At 64.1% G+C, this 16,690-nt stretch carries 15 protein-coding genes; 5 read left to right on the top strand and 10 right to left on the bottom strand.

The annotated features are described in order from the left end of the window. The first annotated feature begins 9 nt into the window (after positions 1 to 9). From rlmH to rng, 3 genes are all read left to right on the top strand, one after another. Entirely contained in the window at positions 10 to 480 is a 471-nt protein-coding gene (gene rlmH, locus ACTJK4_RS08680) for a 23S rRNA (pseudouridine(1915)-N(3))-methyltransferase RlmH (RefSeq protein ID WP_027680941.1), read from the top strand. Next, positions 477 to 1,100 (top strand): Maf family protein, encoded by a 624-nt coding sequence (locus ACTJK4_RS08675; protein WP_322017321.1) that lies wholly within the window; start codon positions 477 to 479, stop codon positions 1,098 to 1,100. Before rlmH ends, ACTJK4_RS08675 begins: the two co-directional genes overlap by 4 nt. Positions 1,101 to 1,239: 139 nt before the next feature. After that, positions 1,240 to 2,709: a ribonuclease G gene (gene rng, locus ACTJK4_RS08670; RefSeq protein ID WP_232040599.1), complete on the top strand. Its 1,470-nt coding sequence runs from the start codon at positions 1,240 to 1,242 to the stop codon at positions 2,707 to 2,709. A gap of 22 nt (positions 2,710 to 2,731) precedes the next feature. On the opposite strand, the gene ACTJK4_RS08665 is transcribed toward rng, so the two are convergent. The 4 genes from ACTJK4_RS08665 to mdlC form a co-directional block, all read right to left on the bottom strand. Continuing rightward, on the bottom strand, positions 2,732 to 4,123 hold the full coding sequence (locus ACTJK4_RS08665; protein ID WP_440817506.1) for an MFS transporter: 1,392 nt from the start codon (positions 4,121 to 4,123) through the stop codon (positions 2,732 to 2,734). Positions 4,124 to 4,270: 147 nt separating this feature from the next. Next, positions 4,271 to 5,206, bottom strand: a complete 936-nt coding sequence (locus tag ACTJK4_RS08660; protein WP_440817503.1) for a ketopantoate reductase family protein — start codon at positions 5,204 to 5,206, stop codon at positions 4,271 to 4,273. 12 nt (positions 5,207 to 5,218) lie between these two features. Then, positions 5,219 to 6,670 carry an aldehyde dehydrogenase gene (locus tag ACTJK4_RS08655; protein ID WP_440817619.1) on the bottom strand — a complete coding sequence of 484 codons (1,452 nt, stop codon included), beginning with the start codon at positions 6,668 to 6,670 and terminating at the stop codon, positions 5,219 to 5,221. Positions 6,671 to 6,702: 32 nt separating this feature from the next. Next, positions 6,703 to 8,292 carry a benzoylformate decarboxylase gene (mdlC, locus tag ACTJK4_RS08650; RefSeq protein ID WP_440817500.1) on the bottom strand — a complete coding sequence of 530 codons (1,590 nt, stop codon included), beginning with the start codon at positions 8,290 to 8,292 and terminating at the stop codon, positions 6,703 to 6,705. Positions 8,293 to 8,384: 92 nt separating this feature from the next. Between mdlC and ACTJK4_RS08645 the strand changes: the two genes are divergently transcribed. After that, positions 8,385 to 9,284, top strand: coding sequence for a LysR family transcriptional regulator (locus ACTJK4_RS08645; protein WP_316878942.1), 900 nt, complete (start codon positions 8,385 to 8,387; stop codon positions 9,282 to 9,284). 12 nt (positions 9,285 to 9,296) lie between these two features. On the opposite strand, the gene ACTJK4_RS08640 is transcribed toward ACTJK4_RS08645, so the two are convergent. Both ACTJK4_RS08640 and msbA read right to left on the bottom strand, forming a co-directional pair. After that, positions 9,297 to 9,893: a peroxidase-related enzyme gene (locus ACTJK4_RS08640; RefSeq protein ID WP_316869908.1), complete on the bottom strand. Its 597-nt coding sequence runs from the start codon at positions 9,891 to 9,893 to the stop codon at positions 9,297 to 9,299. 51 nt (positions 9,894 to 9,944) lie between these two features. Continuing rightward, the gene (gene msbA / locus ACTJK4_RS08635) at positions 9,945 to 11,669 is read right to left on the bottom strand and encodes a lipid A export permease/ATP-binding protein MsbA (protein ID WP_232043030.1); all 1,725 of its coding nucleotides are present in this window, start codon (positions 11,667 to 11,669) and stop codon (positions 9,945 to 9,947) included. Between the two features lie 233 nt (positions 11,670 to 11,902). Between msbA and ACTJK4_RS08630 the strand changes: the two genes are divergently transcribed. Beyond that, a complete protein-coding gene (locus ACTJK4_RS08630) occupies positions 11,903 to 12,685 on the top strand; it encodes a glycosyltransferase family 25 protein (protein WP_440817497.1) in 783 nt (260 codons plus the stop codon). A gap of 16 nt (positions 12,686 to 12,701) precedes the next feature. On the opposite strand, the gene ACTJK4_RS08625 is transcribed toward ACTJK4_RS08630, so the two are convergent. Genes ACTJK4_RS08625 through ACTJK4_RS08610 form a run of 4 tightly spaced genes read right to left on the bottom strand, consistent with a single transcriptional unit; the run spans position 12,702 to position 16,661 of the window. Further along, the gene (locus ACTJK4_RS08625; RefSeq protein WP_440817494.1) at positions 12,702 to 13,544 is read right to left on the bottom strand and encodes a glycosyltransferase family 2 protein; all 843 of its coding nucleotides are present in this window, start codon (positions 13,542 to 13,544) and stop codon (positions 12,702 to 12,704) included. Beyond that, the gene (locus tag ACTJK4_RS08620; RefSeq protein ID WP_232040607.1) at positions 13,531 to 14,304 is read right to left on the bottom strand and encodes a glycosyltransferase family 2 protein; all 774 of its coding nucleotides are present in this window, start codon (positions 14,302 to 14,304) and stop codon (positions 13,531 to 13,533) included. The genes ACTJK4_RS08625 and ACTJK4_RS08620 overlap by 14 nt, the downstream gene beginning before the upstream one ends. Positions 14,305 to 14,316: 12 nt before the next feature. Beyond that, positions 14,317 to 15,597, bottom strand: coding sequence for an O-antigen ligase family protein (locus ACTJK4_RS08615; RefSeq protein ID WP_440817490.1), 1,281 nt, complete (start codon positions 15,595 to 15,597; stop codon positions 14,317 to 14,319). Further along, a complete protein-coding gene (locus ACTJK4_RS08610; RefSeq protein WP_440076095.1) occupies positions 15,594 to 16,661 on the bottom strand; it encodes a glycosyltransferase family 4 protein in 1,068 nt (355 codons plus the stop codon). The genes ACTJK4_RS08615 and ACTJK4_RS08610 overlap by 4 nt, the downstream gene beginning before the upstream one ends. Between the last annotated feature and the right edge of the window lie 29 nt (positions 16,662 to 16,690).

The following is a 16,690-nucleotide window of genomic DNA, read 5'->3' as shown; positions in this document are numbered from 1 at the left end:
AGTCTCGCCATGCAGTTGCTGATCGTTGCCGTCGGGCACAAGATGCCGTCCTGGATCGAGGACGGCTTCTCTGAATATGCCAAGCGCATGCCGCCCGAGCTGCGCATCGAACTGCGTGAGATCAAGCCCGAGCAGCGCTCGGGCAGCCGCACCGCCGCCACCGTCATGCAACTTGAAGCCGCGCGCATTGAAGCCGCGTTGCCCAAGGGCTGCCGCATGATCGCGCTGGATGAGCGCGGCAAAGATCTCACCACCGTCGCACTGGCAGAATCCCTCACCGGATGGCAACAGGAAGGCGGCGACATCGCCTTCGTGATCGGCGGCGCGGATGGGCTGGACCCGGCGCTCAAGGCAAAAGCCCGTACGCTGATCCGCCTGTCGAGCCTGACGCTGCCGCATGGCATGGTGCGCGTGCTGCTGGCCGAGCAGCTCTATCGCGCGTGGAGCATCACGCAGAACCACCCGTACCACCGCGTATGACCATGGATGCACCCGGCGCGCCACACCTCTATCTCGCCTCGCAAAGCCCGCGCCGGCAGGAACTGCTGCGCCAGATCGGCGCGCGATTCGAGCTGCTGCTGGCCGCCGACGATGAAGATGTCGAAGCGCTGGAAGCCGCGCTTCCCGGCGAGACGCCAGATGACTACGTCCAACGTGTCTGCGCGTTGAAGGCACAGGCTGCGGTGCGCCGCCGCATCGCCCGCACCCTCCCTGCCCTGCCGATCCTCACATCCGACACCACGGTATGCCTGGGCGGTGAGATCCTCGGCAAGCCGACCGACGCCGCCGATGCCCACCGCATGCTGCGCGCCATGTCTGGCCGCGAGCACCGAGTGCTGACCGCCGTGACGGTCGTCACCGCCAGCGGCACGCCGATGCACGCGCTGTCCATTTCCGACGTGCGCTTTGCCGTGATGACGGACAACGACATCGCCCGCTACATCGCCAGCGGCGAGCCCTTTGGCAAGGCCGGCGCATACGGCATCCAGGGTCGCGCAGCCGCCTTTGTGGCCCATATCTCGGGAAGCTATTCGGGTATCATGGGCCTACCCTTGTTCGAGACAGCAGCGCTGCTCGCACAGGCGGGCATCACGCTGTGAACCACGCTGTAACTCGCGCTCTCTGACCGGCCATTGATGCACGCGCCGGACAGCGTGCGAGGGCCGGTTTCAAGACACGCTTCGGGCAACGCTGTCCGGCCCAGAGGCGGGTGCTGAAACCCGCTCTCCAGGTATCCCCATGTCCGAAGACATCCTCGTCAATATCACGCCACAAGAAACGCGCGTGGCCATCGTCCAGCAAGCCGCTGTTCAAGAGCTTCACATCGAGCGCACGCTGACGCGCGGCCTGGTCGGCAACATTTACCTCGGCAAGGTGGTGCGCGTGCTGCCCGGCATGCAGTCGGCCTTTATCGATATCGGGCTGGAGCGCGCCGCGTTCTTGCACGTGGCCGACATCTGGCACCCGCGTGATGCCAAAGACGCGCCGCCTACACCGCAGGTCGCCATCGAAAAAACGCTCTTCGAAGGCCAGGCGCTGATGGTGCAGGTCATCAAAGACCCGATCGGCACCAAAGGGGCGCGGCTGTCCACTCAGGTCAGCATTGCCGGCCGCACGCTGGTGTATCTGCCGCAAGACCCGCACATCGGTATCTCGCAAAAAATCGGCAACGAGGCCGAACGTGAAGCGCTGCGTTCGCGCGTGACCGCCATGGTCCCAACCGATGAGCGCGGCGGCTTTATCGTGCGCACCATCGCCGAAGAGTCGACCGACGAAGAGCTTGCTAACGACGTTGCGTACTTGCGCAAGATCTGGGCGACCATCCGTCACAACGCGACGACCCTGCCCGCCCCGTCGATCCTGTATCAGGACCTGAACCTCGCCCAGCGCGTGCTGCGCGATTTCGTGACAGACGAAACGCGCAGCATTCAGGTCGATTCGCGCGAGAACCATCAGAAGCTCGTCGAGTTTGCGCAGGAGTACACGCCGGCCGTGGTCGAGCGCCTGACGCATTACACCGGCGAACGGCCGATCTTCGACCTGTACAACATCGAAGCGGAAGTGGAGCGTGCGCTGTCGCGCCGGGTCGACCTGAAATCGGGCGGTTACCTGATGATCGACCAGACCGAGGCGATGACGACCATCGACGTCAACACCGGCGGTTACGTGGGCGCGCGCAACTTCGACGACACGATCTTCAAGACCAACCTGGAAGCAGCCCACACCATTGCGCGTCAGCTGCGGCTGCGCAATCTGGGCGGCATCATCATCATCGACTTCATCGACATGGAGTCGGCCGAGCATCGCGATGCGGTGCTGGCGGAACTGCGCAAGGCGCTGTCGCGCGACCGCACGCGCATCACGGTCAACAGCTTCTCGCAACTGGGCCTGGTGGAAATGACGCGCAAACGCACGCGCGAATCGCTCGCGCATGTGCTGTGCGAGCAGTGCCCGGTGTGCCAGGGCAAGGGCCAGGTGAAGACGCCGCGCACCGTGTGCTACGACATCCTGCGCGAGATCATGCGCGAGTCGCGGCAGTTCAATCCGCGCGAATTCCGCATCCTCGCGTCGCAGTCGGTAATCGATTTGTTCCTGGAAGAAGAAAGCCAGCACCTTGCGATGCTGGGGGATTTCATCGGCAAGCCGATTTCGCTGCAGGTGGAATCGTCGGCGGCCAGCCAGGAGCAGTACGACATCATCCTGATGTAGTGCTGCCCACAGGCGCCGGCAGTTACGGTTTGACCGGGCTGCCGTGCGAAACCGGCGCGGCTGCCAAGGATGCTCGCGCACGCTCGGTCAGACGTGGAATTTGCTCGCGCATGGCGAGCAGCGCGGCCAACACCACCAACATCACGATCCCGAGCATGGCCAGATAGGCCGCCGACCCGCCGGCGGTGATGACCATCGCCCCAGCAAATGCGCTGAGAATCGCGCCCAGCCGACCGAACGCCACCGCCGACGCCGTGCCCGTTGCGCGCACCGCTGTCGGATAAACATAGGCACAGAGCGCATACATCGTCGACTGCACGGCGTTGACGAACAGCCCGTGCAGCCCAAGCCCGACGATCAGTAGGTTCGTGTTCAGCTTGGCGTCGACACCCTGCAACGCAAAGGCGCTCGCGGCCGCGCCCACGCAACACAGCGCCATTGGCCAACGCGAACCCCACCGTGCGATCGTCACCGCGCAGACCAACGCGCCGATCACCCCGCCAAGGTTGTACGCCGTGAGCCCCGAGCCCGCCACGCTCACGCTCAAGCCTTCTGAAGCAAGCATCGTCGGCAACCAGCTGAACGCTGCGTACACGGCGAGCAGACACATGAAGAAGGCCGCCCAAAGCGCCACCGTATCGCGCGCCTGCCCCGGGGCAAAAAGCGAGCGGAAGCTCGCGTGCTGAATGACCTTCTGACCCGCCACATCCGCAAACGCGGTATTGGCGGGCACATCGCGCCCCATCTTCGATAGCAGATGCGCCAGTTGTGGCCAATGCGATTGGCGACGCGCCAGGAAGCGCGGCGATTCTGGCAGCGCGGCCACCAACACAAAACCAAGCACGAGCGGCAGCGCACCGCCAATCCAGAACAGGCCGCGCCAGCCATAGAGCGGCAGCACGTGGCCCGCAAACAGACCTGCCACCATCCCGCCCAGCGGCACGCACACGATGGTGGCCGTCACCGCCAGCGTGCGGCGACGCGCAGGCGTGAACTCCGCCGTCATCGTCGTGGAGCTTGGCAGCGCGCCACCAATACCCAGACCGGCGATAAATCGCAGCGCGGCAATTGTCGCCACATTCGGTGCAAAACCGATCGAGCACGTCGCCACGCCAAACACGAATACGCTGCCGATCAACGCCCAGCGTCGCCCGAAGCGATCGGCAAGCAGGCCCGCCAGCGCGCTGCCGAGCCCCATGCCAATCAGGCCCGCAGCCACCGCCGGTGCAAACGCGTTGCGCGTGATGCCCCACTCCTTGATGAGCACGGGGATGGCAAAGCCGATCAACTGGCCGTCAAAACCATCCATGACGATTGCAAAGGCTGCCAGCAGCACCGCCATCTTCTGCGCGAAGGAAAACGGTCCATCATCGAGGACCGTACCGATATCGAGCGTGGTCTGGTTCTGGCTCATGCCGGCCTCCGCGGGGGCGTAGAGCATGCGAACGCGCAACGCGATACCACCACTGCGCTCAACAATTTGGAACTGCACTTCATGGGGTTGTCTCCGTTGAGGTGGCGTCTGCGCGCCATCGAATGAATCCCTAGGTACCTCGTCCTGCTAGGGCGCCCGCTGGTGCACGGCGCTCGCCTGCACCAACCGCACCAACTGCATCAACGTCTCGGTGTGCGGCACGGGCACGCCATGCCGGCGTGCCGTCGCCACCACGGCGCCGTTGATGGATTCGATCTCGGTCGGACGCCCGGCAAGCACGTCCTGCAGCATCGACGGCTTGTGCCCGCGATGCGCGACGATGGCGTGCCGCACGTTGTCGTTCACCTTCGCGGCGTCAACCGTAATGCCGCTCGCGCGTGCCACGGCCAGCACTTCGTCCACGATGGTCAGCGCCAGCATTGGGCCGTCTTCCACCGCACCCAGCGCGTCGACGGGCTGATTCAGCACCGTGCACAGCGGGTTCAGCGCGGCGTTGAAGGCGACTTTCTCCCACACGGCGCCCCACACGTTGGCATCGGCCTGACAGTTCAGGCCGGCGGCGCTGAGCGTATCGACCACGCGTGCCAGCATCGGACGCGGCGTGCCGTCTGCGGTCATCAGCCGGATCACGCCCGCGCCGTGGGAGCGCACGTGGCCCGGCCCAGCAAGATCCGCTGGCCACGTCGTCACGCCAACGAAGATGCGCTCCTGTGGCACGATCGACGCCAGCGCCTCCACATTGCCGAGCCCATTCTGCAGCGTCAGGACATGCGTTGAGGCGCCGATGAGATGACGCACGCTCGCCCATGCGGCCCGTGTGTGCATCGCTTTGGTGAAGACGATCAGCACATCGGGTACCTCTGTCGCATCGCCCGGACGCAGCGCCTGCAGGTTCCGCACGTGACGATCGCCGCGATCGGTTTCCAGCCGCAAACCGTGCGCAGCAATGGCGTGCAAATGCGCGTCGTTGATGTCGAGCAGCGTGACGTGCTTGTCGGCTTCGGCCAGCAGCCCGCCAAACAGCGAGCCCATTGCGCCCGCGCCGAGGATTGCGATCTTCATCGGCATCGTGGTTCAGAACGGGTAATGGCGCGGCGTGGTCTGCACCGTCATCCAGCGCAGTTCGGTGAACTCCGCCACACCGGCGCGGCCGCCAAAGCGCCCGAAGCCGCTCGCCTTGACGCCGCCGAACGGCATTTGCGCCTCGTCGTGCACGGTCGGGCCGTTGACGTGGCAGATGCCGGATTCGATGCGGCGCGCAACGTTCATCGCCCGCGCCACATCGCGGCTGAACACGGCGGACGACAAGCCATACGCGTTGTCATTCGCGCAGGCGATGGCGGCATCGTCACCGCTCACGCGCACGATGCCCTTGACCGGACCGAATGATTCTTCCGCGTAGATCAGCATGTCGGACGTGACGTGGTCGAGCAGCGTGGCGGGCATCAGTGTGCTGTCTGCCTTGCCGCCGCACAGCAGCTTCGCGCCCTTGGCGAGTGCGTCGTCGATGAGGTGATTGCAGCGTTCGACCGTGCTCATGTCGACCACCGAGCCCAGCACCGCCGGCCCCTTGCGTGGATCGCCCAGCGGCAGCGCTGCAGCCTTGGCAGCCAGCTTCGCGACAAACGTATCGGCGATGGATTCGTCGACGATGATGCGCTCGGTGGACATGCAGATCTGGCCAGAATTGGCGAATGCGCCAAACGCCGCACCATCGACAGCGGCGTCGATATCGGCATCTGCCAGCACGAGCAGCGGCGCCTTGCCGCCCAACTCCAGCACAGCAGGCTTCAGATACGTCGCGCACATCTGCGCGATGAGGCGACCCACGCGCGTGGAGCCCGTAAAGTTGACGCGCCGCACGGCCGGGTGGGCAATCATCGCCTCCACCACTGCCCCCGCGTCGGCCGGCGCATTCGTCACAAAATTGACGACGCCGCGTGGCAAGCCCGCCTCCTGCAAGGCTTCGATGATGAGCCCGTGCGTGGCGGGCGAAACTTCCGAGCCCTTGAGCACGACGGTGTTACCGCACGCCAGCGGCAACGCAATTGCACGCACCGCGAGGATGACCGGCGCATTCCACGGCGCGATGCCCAGCACAACGCCTGCCGGTTGGCGCACGCCCATGGCGAGGCTGCCTGGCACATCGGACGGAATGATCTCGCCCGCAATCTGCGTGACCATGGCGGCAGCTTCCCGCAAACCGCTCGCAGCGAGATGCACGTTGAAGCCGGCCCACAGCGCGGAGGCGCCGGTCTCCGCGGCCATCGCCGCAGCCAAAGCATCGCCCTTGGCTTCGAGCGCTTGCGCAGCACGCATCAGCAACGCGCGGCGTTCCGTCGGTCCTATGGCTGCCCAGGCGGGGAAGGCTGCAGCGGCGGCGTCGACAGCGCGACGGGCATCGTCCACGGTGGCGGCTGGCGCTCTCGTGGCCACGGTGCCGTCAAGCGGATTCCGCCGCTCGAACACCGCACCACTGGCGGCGTGCGCGCGTTCGCCGTTGATGAGCATCGAGATGGTCTGCACCGCATCCGGCGCGGCAATGTTCGTATTCGTCATCAAGCGATCTCCACTTCAATCAAGGTTGGTCCGGCGGATTGCAGCCCTGTACGCAGTACGGATTCCAGCGCACGCGGGTCGCTCACGCGCTGGCCAGTGCAACCCATCGCGCGAGCCAGGCCTACGAAATCGATGCCGTGCAGATCCGTGCCCTGCACCGCGTCGGTTGGCGCAAAGCCGAATACCGGGGCGAAATCCTGCAGGGCGGCATAGCGGCGGTTGTTCAGGATCACGAACGTCATGGGCAACTTGAGCAGCGCCGCGCTCCACAACGCCTGGATCGAATACATGCTCGAACCATCGCCAATCAAGCCGATGACACGCTTACCAGGGGTGGCCAGAGCAACTCCCACGGCGGCGGGCATGCCGTAGCCCAAGCCGCCGCTGTCCATCGTGTAGAAGGCGCCGGAGCGGCGCATCGGCAGATAGGCCTGCATGGTCGCCCGGGCACTCGGGGCTTCTTCGACAACGATGTCTGTGGGTCCGCGTACAGCGTCGAGCGTCTGTAGAACAAAGGCCGCCGACATGGGCGACGCCGGCTCGGCGCGCGGCGATTCGACGCGTGGCGCGGGCAGCGGCCGTGCCGGTGGCGCGGGGCGGGCGAGCAGATCCAGCACACCCAGGCGGATGTTGCCAACGGCGGAAATGCCCTCCGGCGTCCACGCAGCGGTCGCTGGATCGTCGATCAACTGCACGAGCTTCGCCCCGACCGGCACATGCGGCCCATGGCCTTCCACGTGATACGTAAACGCCGGGGCGCCGAGCGCGAACACCACGTCATGTCCCTGCAGGAGGCTGACGATCTTTTCACGCATGGCGGGAAGAAAACCGGCGAAAAGGCGGTGGTCTTCCGGAAACGCCCCGCGCCCTGCCATCGGCGCGGTGAACACGCGCGCGTTGTGGGTCTCGGCGAGTTGCACGACGGCATCCCAGGCGCCAGCGCGATCGACCGCGGCCCCAACCACGAACGCCGGCCGCTGCGCCGCGTCGAGCAGGTCGCCGATGCGCGCCAGCATGACCGGATCGGGCCGCACCGCTGTCGCCACTTCGTGCACGGCAACAGGCGCGGCAGGCTGGTCCCAGTCATCCACGGGAATCGACACCAGCACGGGGCCGCGCGGCTCCTGCATCGCAATGTGATATGCGCGGGCCAGCGCCAGCGGCACATCTTGCGCACGCGCGGGCTCAGCGCTCCACTTCACATACGGCTTGGGGAGTTCCGTCGCCTGGTTGGAAGCCAGGAACGGATCAAATGGCAGGATGGACCGCGCCTGCTGCCCGGCGGTAATCACAAGCGGCGTACGGTTCTTGAAGGCCGTGAAGATATTGCCCATGGCATTGCCGACACCGGCCGCCGAATGCAGGTTCACCAGCGCGGCATTGCCCGTTGCCTGCGCAAAGCCGTCCGCCATGCCGACCACCACGGCTTCCTGCAAGCCCAGGATGTAGCGGAAATCCTCCGGAAAATCGCGAAACATCGGCAGCTCGGTCGAGCCCGGATTGCCGAACACGTAGGTCATGCCGAGTCGGCGCAGCAAGTCGATCGTGGCGTCGCGCACGGTGGTCAGCGCGAGCGAAGTGCGGGTCATACAGGCAGTCTCCTTGAAACAGGCTGCCAGTATGGAATCCGTAGCGATTAACGCGATATTGAATTATTTCGGAAAAGTCATTACCTTCTAGCATGACTTTCGATCTGCGCCAGTTGCGCGCCTTCACCACCATCGTTTCCACGGGCAGCCTCGGGCGTGCGGCAGAGGTGCTGCACGTCACGCAACCTGCGCTCAGCCGCATCGTCAAGCGGCTGGAAGACGAAGTGGGCGCCCCGCTGTTCGAGCGGCATTCCAAGGGAATGCAACTCACGGCCATCGGGCAGGCGCTCCTGCCGCACGCGTCGCTGCTCCAGCACGAGGCCGATTACGCACAGGAAGAGATCAACGCGATGCGCGGCCTTGCCAAGGGCACCATCCGCGTGGGTGCGGTGGGCAGCATCGCAAGCTATGTCTTGCCGCTGGCCGTCGGCACGGTGGTAGCCCGCTGGCCGAACCTGCGCGTAGAGATCTTGGAAGGCGTATGGGACCGGCTGGCCGAAGGGTTGGTCAAGCACGAGATCGACCTCGCGCTTTCCATGGCGATGGCGGACACCGATGAAATCATCGCCATCGCGGATTGCCGCTGGGAGGATGCGAGTTTCGTGGTCGCGTCGCCGGAGCATTCGCTACGCCATCGCCCAGGCCTGACATTGGCCGATACGCTGGATGCATTCTGGGCCGTTCCGCCGCGCGGCACCGGCCCGTACGAGCACATGCGCCAAGTATTCGAAGCCGCCGGTCTTGGGCTGCCGAACATCGTGGTGGAAACGCGCTCGGTGACGGCACTCAAGAGCCTGGTGGCGCGCTCCGGCTTCCTGAGCTGGATGGCCGAACCGATGATCGATGCCGAGCGCCGCGCCGGCGTGATCGAGCCGTTGCCGATTCCCGGCCTGGTGGCACGCCGCACGCTCACCGCGTTCCGCCGCCGGCACGGCATTCTGCCGAGCCCGGCCGTCAAGCTGCTCGAAGCGTTGCGCGAGCTGACGGCGTAGGCGGCCTGCGCCCTACTTCTTCTCGCGCGGCACGCGGCCAAGCAGGAAGAATTCGTCATTGGGCCGCATCGAAATCACATTCGCCATGCGATTCGACAGGCCAAAGAAGGCGGTGATGCCGGTGATATCCCAAATGTCCTCATCATCGAAGCCGTGCGCGCGCAGTGCTTCATAGTCGGCGTCATTGACGGTGTGCGATTCGGTGCAGACCTTCATCGCAAAGTCGAGCATGGCGCGCTGGCGGGGCGTGATATCGGCCTTGCGGTAATTGACGGCGATCTGGTCGGCCACCAACGGCTTCTTCTCGTAGATGCGCAGGATGGCGCCGTGTGCGACCACGCAATACAGGCACTGGTTGGCGGCGGACGTAGCGACCACGATCATCTCGCGCTCGCCCTTGGTGAGGCTGCTGCCTTCGCGCAGCATCAGGGCATCGTGGTATGCAAAGAAGGCGCGGCACTCGTCGGGCCGATGCGACAGCGCCAGGAAGACGTTCGGCACAAAGCCGCTCTTCTCCTGCACCTCCAGGATGCGCGCGCGGATATCTTCGGGAATGTCTGCCAGTTCAGGAACGGGGAACCGGCTGATGGGCGGCGTTGTGGTCGTCACGATGTCTCCTTTGTTGTGAGCATCCTGAGCACGCCGCCCGAAAGGCAAGGCTTACTGGGTGGCGAACTGGATGCGATGCAGTCCAGCATACAACCCATCGCGCTCGATGAGTTCGCGGTGCGTGCCGGCTTCAGCAATCTTGCCGTGCTCCAGCACGATGATGCGGTCGGCGTTTTCGATGGTCGACAGACGGTGCGCGATCACGAGGGTCGTGCGACCTTCCATGAGCCGTTCGAGCGCGGCCTGCACCTGGCGTTCGGACTCCGAATCCAGTGCGGACGTCGCTTCGTCCAGGATCAGGATCGGCGCGTCTTTGTAGATCGCGCGTGCAATCGCCAAGCGCTGGCGCTGGCCACCAGACAGCTTCGAACCGTTGTCGCCGACATTGGTATCGATACCCTCGGGCAGGTTGTCGACCACATCGGTCAGGTAGGCTGCTTCCAGCGCACGGCGCACGCGGGCCATGTCGATCTCGGAGGCGTCTCGCGCGCCATAGGCCACATTGGCTGCAATGGTGTCGTTGAACAGCACCACATCCTGGCTCACGAAGGCAATCTGGCGGCGCAGGTCGTGCAGCGCCAGATCCGCTAGCGCTTCGCCGTCGAGCGAGATCGTGCCCGAGGTGGGATCAAAGAAGCGCGGCAGCAGGTTCACCAGCGTGGTCTTGCCGCTGCCCGATGGCCCGACCAGCGCAACGACCTCGCCCGGCTTGACGTGCAGGTTGACGTTGTCAAGCGCTGCCCGGCCGTCTTCGCCATAGCGGAACGTGACGTTGTCAAAGCGGACGTCGCCACGGGCGCGATCAATCTTCTTGCCACCTTCTTGCGGTTCGATCGGTGTGTCGATCAGGCCGAAGATGAACTCGGCGGCGGTCAGGCCGCGCTGCAGCGGCTGATTCACGTCGGTCAAGTGCTTGAGCGGCGAGATCAACAGCAGCATCGCCATCACAAAGCCGGTAAAGCCGCCGACCGTGGTCTGGTTGGCCTGCGCCTGCATCATGGCAATGGCCAGGATGATCGACAGCGCCAGCGCCGCCAGAAACTGCGTCACCGGCTGGTTCAGGCCACCGGCCACGGCCACGCGCATGGCGTAACCACGCAGACGATTCGTCATGGCATTGAAGCGCAGCGATTCATACGCTTCGCCGCCATGCAGCTTGACGACCTTGTAGCCGCCCACGGCTTCTTCCACCACATAGGCGGCCTGGTTGGTCAGGTTCTGGCTCTCGCGGTTGAGCGAGCGCAGCCGGCGGTTGATACGCGACATCAGCAGCCCGATGATCGGCAAGATCACCGCCACCACCAGCGTCAGGCGCCAATTGGTATAGAAGAGGAAGATCAGCAGCGCCAGCACGGTCATCGAATCGCGCACCAGCGTGATGAACACGCCGGTCAGCACCTGCAGCACCTGGTTCACTTCAAAGATGACCGCGTTGATGATCGACGCCGCCGTATTGCGCTGATAGTACGAAGCCGGCGCCTGCAGCAGGCGCTCGAACATCTTCATCCGCAGATTCAGCAGCACCTTGTTCGACACCAGGCTCAACAGATACGTCGACGCAAACTGCGCGATGCCGCGCACCACGGCAATGCCCACCAGCATGGCCGGCACCTGCCACAGCCTGCCGGCGTATTCACCGCCGAAGCCCTGATCCAGCAAATCCTTTACGACCTTCGGGATGATCCCCTCAGTGGCCGCTACCACGCCCATGGCGACCATTGCCAGGATGAAGGCGGTCAATTCGGGGCGCAGGTAGCCCCATAACCGCTTGAGCATCGGCTTGGCGGGCGCTGGGTGATCAGACTTTGCTTGTATACTCACGGCGTTTTCAAATGAGGGTGGGCAGCTTGCGTCGCATGGCGGTCAGCGCCGCCGACATAAAGTGCGTTGCAGCAGCTGTCATCCGACAGACGGGCGACCCGGCATTTTAGCGGCAATCGACCACCCGGCCCATCCTGCTGCGCAATCCCAGGTCCAGACTGGCCTTCGCATCATCTGACGCTTCTGCAATGAGCTCGCGCGTTCCCACGTTTTTCATCAATCTTGAGCACGACGCCGGACGCCGCGAGGCACTGGAACGCCAGCTCGATGCGCTTGGCCTACCGCACAGCCGCTTCCCCGGTGTGTACGGCAAGGCGCTCCCCGCCGACGAACTTGCGCGCCACTACGATCAGGCGCGCGCGACGAGTCAAAGCCGCGAATTGACTGTCGGCGAAGTCGGCTGCGCGCTGAGCCACCTAGGTGTCTACCGGGCAATGATCGAGCAGGACCTGCCCTACGCGCTCATCTTGGAAGACGACGCGAAACTCGGGCCGGATGTGCCCGCCGTGCTCGACGCGCTGGCACAGAGCGCGTCACCCGACGAACCGGTCGTCACGCTGCTCACGCACATCGACCGTTACTACAAGCGCAGCGCCCGGCCGCTGACAGCTGACCACCGCACGGTCAAACTTGCCAACTACCAGTGGCTTGCGCATGGCTATTTCGTCACGCGCGCGGCAGCCAAGCGCATGGTCGAGCAGCTTTATCCCGTGTGGCTAGCAGCAGACTATTGGTACAAGTTCGAGCGCGAAGGCATCGTGCAGATGCGTGCGGTCGTGCCTTATGTGATTGGCGTGCAGAACTTCGATAGCGGCTCCAACCTGGAAGCCGATCGCGCCATCAAAAGCCGTGAAGCCGACAACCGGCTCGGGGTCGGCCATCATCTGCACCAGATCGTGGTGCGCAAGTTCCTCTATCAGATCTTCGTGCGGCCGTTCCTCGGCATCGTGAAGCAGAAGAAGACCTGGTGAGCATGATGGCGCCCGCTCAGGCGCCTTGCTCTCGCAGTTCCGCAAGCCCGACTTCCGCGCGGATGATGTCGGTATTCCGGCGAGCCATCATGCGTTGATAGTTGGGGCTCTCCTGCGCGCGCGATTGTTCGCGATGCCATAGGTGAAAAACTTCGGTCGCGCAGAAGCCGCGCTTGCGCCGCACACCTGCGTTGTACAGGCGCACAACCAGATCGGCGTCTTCATGGCCCCACCCGACGAAGCTCTGATCGAAGCCGTTCACGCGCTCGAAATCGCTGCGCCACACGCCAAGGTTGCAGCTCTTGATGCCGCGCAGGCTGGTGTCCTTGAAAGTGCGCGGCACCGGCAAACCCGGTACCAATAGCGGCAGGAATTTGTTGATGCGGCCCGCGCGCCAAGCGGCAAACCAATACGCGCGGTTCTTCAGGTGGATATCGATCTGCTGGGCGACGACCTCACGCGTCATCGCTTCATTCAGGAGGATGCGGCTGCCGGACAGCAGGCGCCCCCGCTCCGCCAATGCGCGGTGCCGCGCCACGAAATCCGGACGCGGCACGCAATCGCCATCGAGAAAAACGAGGTAGTCGGCGTCTGTCGCCAGCACGCCGCGGTTGCGGATTTCGCCTGCGCGAAAGCCGTCGTCGGGATGCCAGACATGGCGCAGCGGATACGGCGCGGTCTCGGCAGCGGCCTCGACCGCCACGCGCGTGTCATCGCGCGAACCGTCGTCGGCGACGACGACGTCGAATGCGTGGTCGGTCTGTGCGCCACAGCCGGCCAGTACGCGAGCCAGCGCGTCCGGGCGGTTATACGTCGTAACGATGAGGGCGATGCGACGCGGCGGCTCAGCGCTTGCCATGACGATGCAGCATCATCAGCTTGATGTAGCGGTAGTACGTGCCCTCGGCGTTCGACACGGCGAGCATGAAGCCCTCCGCACCATCGAGGAAACCACGCTGGATGATGTACGTACGGATGAACGCCCACAGCCCGTGACCAATCGCACTGCCCAGCGACGCGCGCTTGCCCTTGGCATAGGCTGCGGCCGCACCGGCGGTCGAATAATCGTTCGCCTTGTCAAGCGCAGCCTTCAGGTCGGGAATCGAGTAGTGAATGATCGGCGCGCGGAAGTCGCCCACCGTACCCTCGAAGACCAGGTGCGAGTGCACCGGCGCATCGAAGAACGTCACCTGTTCACGCTTGAAGAAGCGGCGGATGCGGTCCGGCCACCAGCCCGAATGCTTCATGAAGCGGCCGCAGAAACTGGAGCTGCGCGGCATCGAATAAACAGTGTGTGAGCTACCCGATTCCAGGACGGCGATCATCTCGGCACGCAACTCGGGGCTGATGCGCTCGTCGGCGTCCAGCGAGAGCACCCAGTCGGTTCGCGCCTCGCGCAAGGCACGGTTGGACTGCTCGCCGTAGCCGGGCCAGTCGGTCTCGAACACGCGCGCACCTAGCTGGCGGCAGATGTCTTGCGTGCCGTCCGTGCTACCCGAGTCGAAGACGATGACATCGTCCGCCCAGTCGCGCACCGAGCGGATGCAGTCGCCGATATCAGCGGCTTCGTTCTTGGCGACGATGATGACGGCGAGCGTGGCTCGATTGGATGCGGACATGCGAAAGCGATCTCAGAGAACAGGAGCGGCGCCAAGCTGCTGCCGGCGCCGATGAATATGCGCGGTGAATATGGCCACCATCACGCTGTAGAACACGACCGTCTGCGCGATGATCAGCATCACTTCGGTCAGCCCGAACAATACGAAACCGACACATAACGTGAGGCCCATCGCTCCCGTGGTGCGTAGGATGCGATCGTCGCACAGCGCAGCGCGCAGAAAGTACGCGGCAGGCACCAAGTACAGCGCCAACAATGCGCCGATGCCCAGCACGCCAAGCGTGGCGCCATTGTATAGAAACTCGTTGTGGGCATGCTCGAAGGCAGTCGCTTCCTGTGTGATCAGCCCCTCCGCATGAATCGCCTTGAGAGCGGGCTCGAATTGGCCTCTTCCCACCCCGGCGAGCGGATGGCGCGTCAACATCAGCGTGGCCGCTTTCCAGAGTTGGAAGCGAATGCCGACCGAGGTATTGGTTTGACCTGCCTGATAGGCATGCAAATCACTGACTGCCTGATCGAAACGCGTACGAACCATATTCGACGATACGCATACCGCCGCCAACAGCGCGAAGAACACCAGCAAGGCGGACAAGCGCTTCTTCCAGCTCACATGGCGCAGCGTCGCCACGGCGATCAGCATTAGTACGGGGATTGCAATCCATCCACCGCGCGACTGGGACAGGTACGACGCATAGAGTCCAGCACCTCCCGCTGCCAGACGCAGCCCAATCAGAGGCCAACCGTCATTTTTCGCCCAACCGATCGATATCAATGCAAACAATCCCATCAACAACGATAAGTTGCCGAACGGAATGGTGTTAGAAAACGCGCCGACCGTGCCAGCTCTTCCGGCCCGCAGCTCAAGATACGACCACACCGCCGAACCGAGGGCCCCTGCAACACATCCCCACTGCACACTCTCCAGCTGTTTAGGCCGCAATTTCAACAGCGCAAAAAGCGCCAATCCGAACAACCAAAGCCTGCCATAGGCAAACGGCACAGTGCGCGGCGCGGCCGGGTTCAGCTGCGCACTGACCAGCATCGCAGTCGGCATGGCGGCCATGGCCAGGATCAGCCACCGATGTTCGCGCCACATCGCGCGCAATCGGTTCATGACTTCTGCAGGCGCGGCCAGCATCGACCAGAACGCGGCCACCAGCAGCAGCAAGAACGACAGAAACGCTGCGCCGCGCACCGACAGCATGAAAGCCGGGAGGATGGCAATTCCGAACACGGCCAGCGCCGCCGGCACGCTGGATATCAGCGTCCGGCCACGTTGCATCGAGCCGTTCATCGCAATGCCCCCGCGCCAGGTGCAAGCGCCAGCAAGGCATCGATGTGCGCAGTGATGCTGGGGTCATAGCGCAGATGCTCACGCGGATTCGCCAGGCGCGCCTGGCCGGCCTGCGCACGGGCAACAGCGGCTTCGATCGTGCGCGCCAGCGTGGCTGGATTGTCGAGATCGAAGGTGGGCGCCCCTTCTTCCGAGATCACCTCTGTGCAGGCGATGTTGGCTGCCAGCACGGCCGGCGTACCGCACAGCACGGACTCCACGCCAATCAGCCCAAACGGCTCGTAGTGCGAAGCAAGGATTGTGTAGTCCGCCGCGCGGTAGACGTTCTCGATGTCCTTGCGGTATCCCAGGTAGCGGATGTTGGGCGAGGACGACGACACCGGCCGTCCGATCACCGCCAGTTGCACCGGCAAATCCGTCTTGGAGAAGAACGCCTCCAGCAGCGGATAGCCCTTGCGCTTGTGGCTCGACGAGGGGAACACAAACGTGACGCGGTCCTTTGCAAAGCCCAGCTCATCGCGCAGCCGCTGACGCTCCGCTTCGCTCACCGGCGAGAACTTCGTCTCGCTCACCGGCGGGTACACCGTCTTCACCTTGGCCGCCGGAATGTCGTAATAGTCGAGCACTTCCTGCGCCATCAGCCGCGAGTGCGCAACGACAACGTGCGAGCGGACATAGTCTCTGCGCTCCAGCGCGATCTGTTGGCGGTCCCAGAAGGCGGCCTCTTTGGAAAAGCTCTTGAGATAACCGACGTGCGTACCGCCGCAAATGGCGATATCGGATGCCCCTGTGCGGTTGCAGCCGATCATCAGATCGATGTGCTCCCGCTTGGCCAGATAGCGCACTAGCCAGCCGAACGCGTGGTCATTGAATTTGCCGGGCAGTTTGCGCGTGGGCAATGCAACTGCCTTGACCTGGCGGTATTCGGGAAGCGCCTTGTCCACCATCTTGGCGAAGAACACGGGACGGATGGCGCGCTCATGCAGGCCGCGCACCAGGTCCATCGCGTAGCGCTCGCTGCCGCCGCTGTAGCCCAGCGCGTTGCACGAGATTCCGACGTTCATGGATGCTCTAGTAATAATCGTATTTGAGA

The organism is Ralstonia sp. 22111 (genome assembly GCF_052045895.1).
In the GTDB taxonomy this organism is placed as follows: domain Bacteria; phylum Pseudomonadota; class Gammaproteobacteria; order Burkholderiales; family Burkholderiaceae; genus Ralstonia; species Ralstonia wenshanensis.
This window is presented reverse-complemented; position numbering and strand designations above follow the sequence as displayed.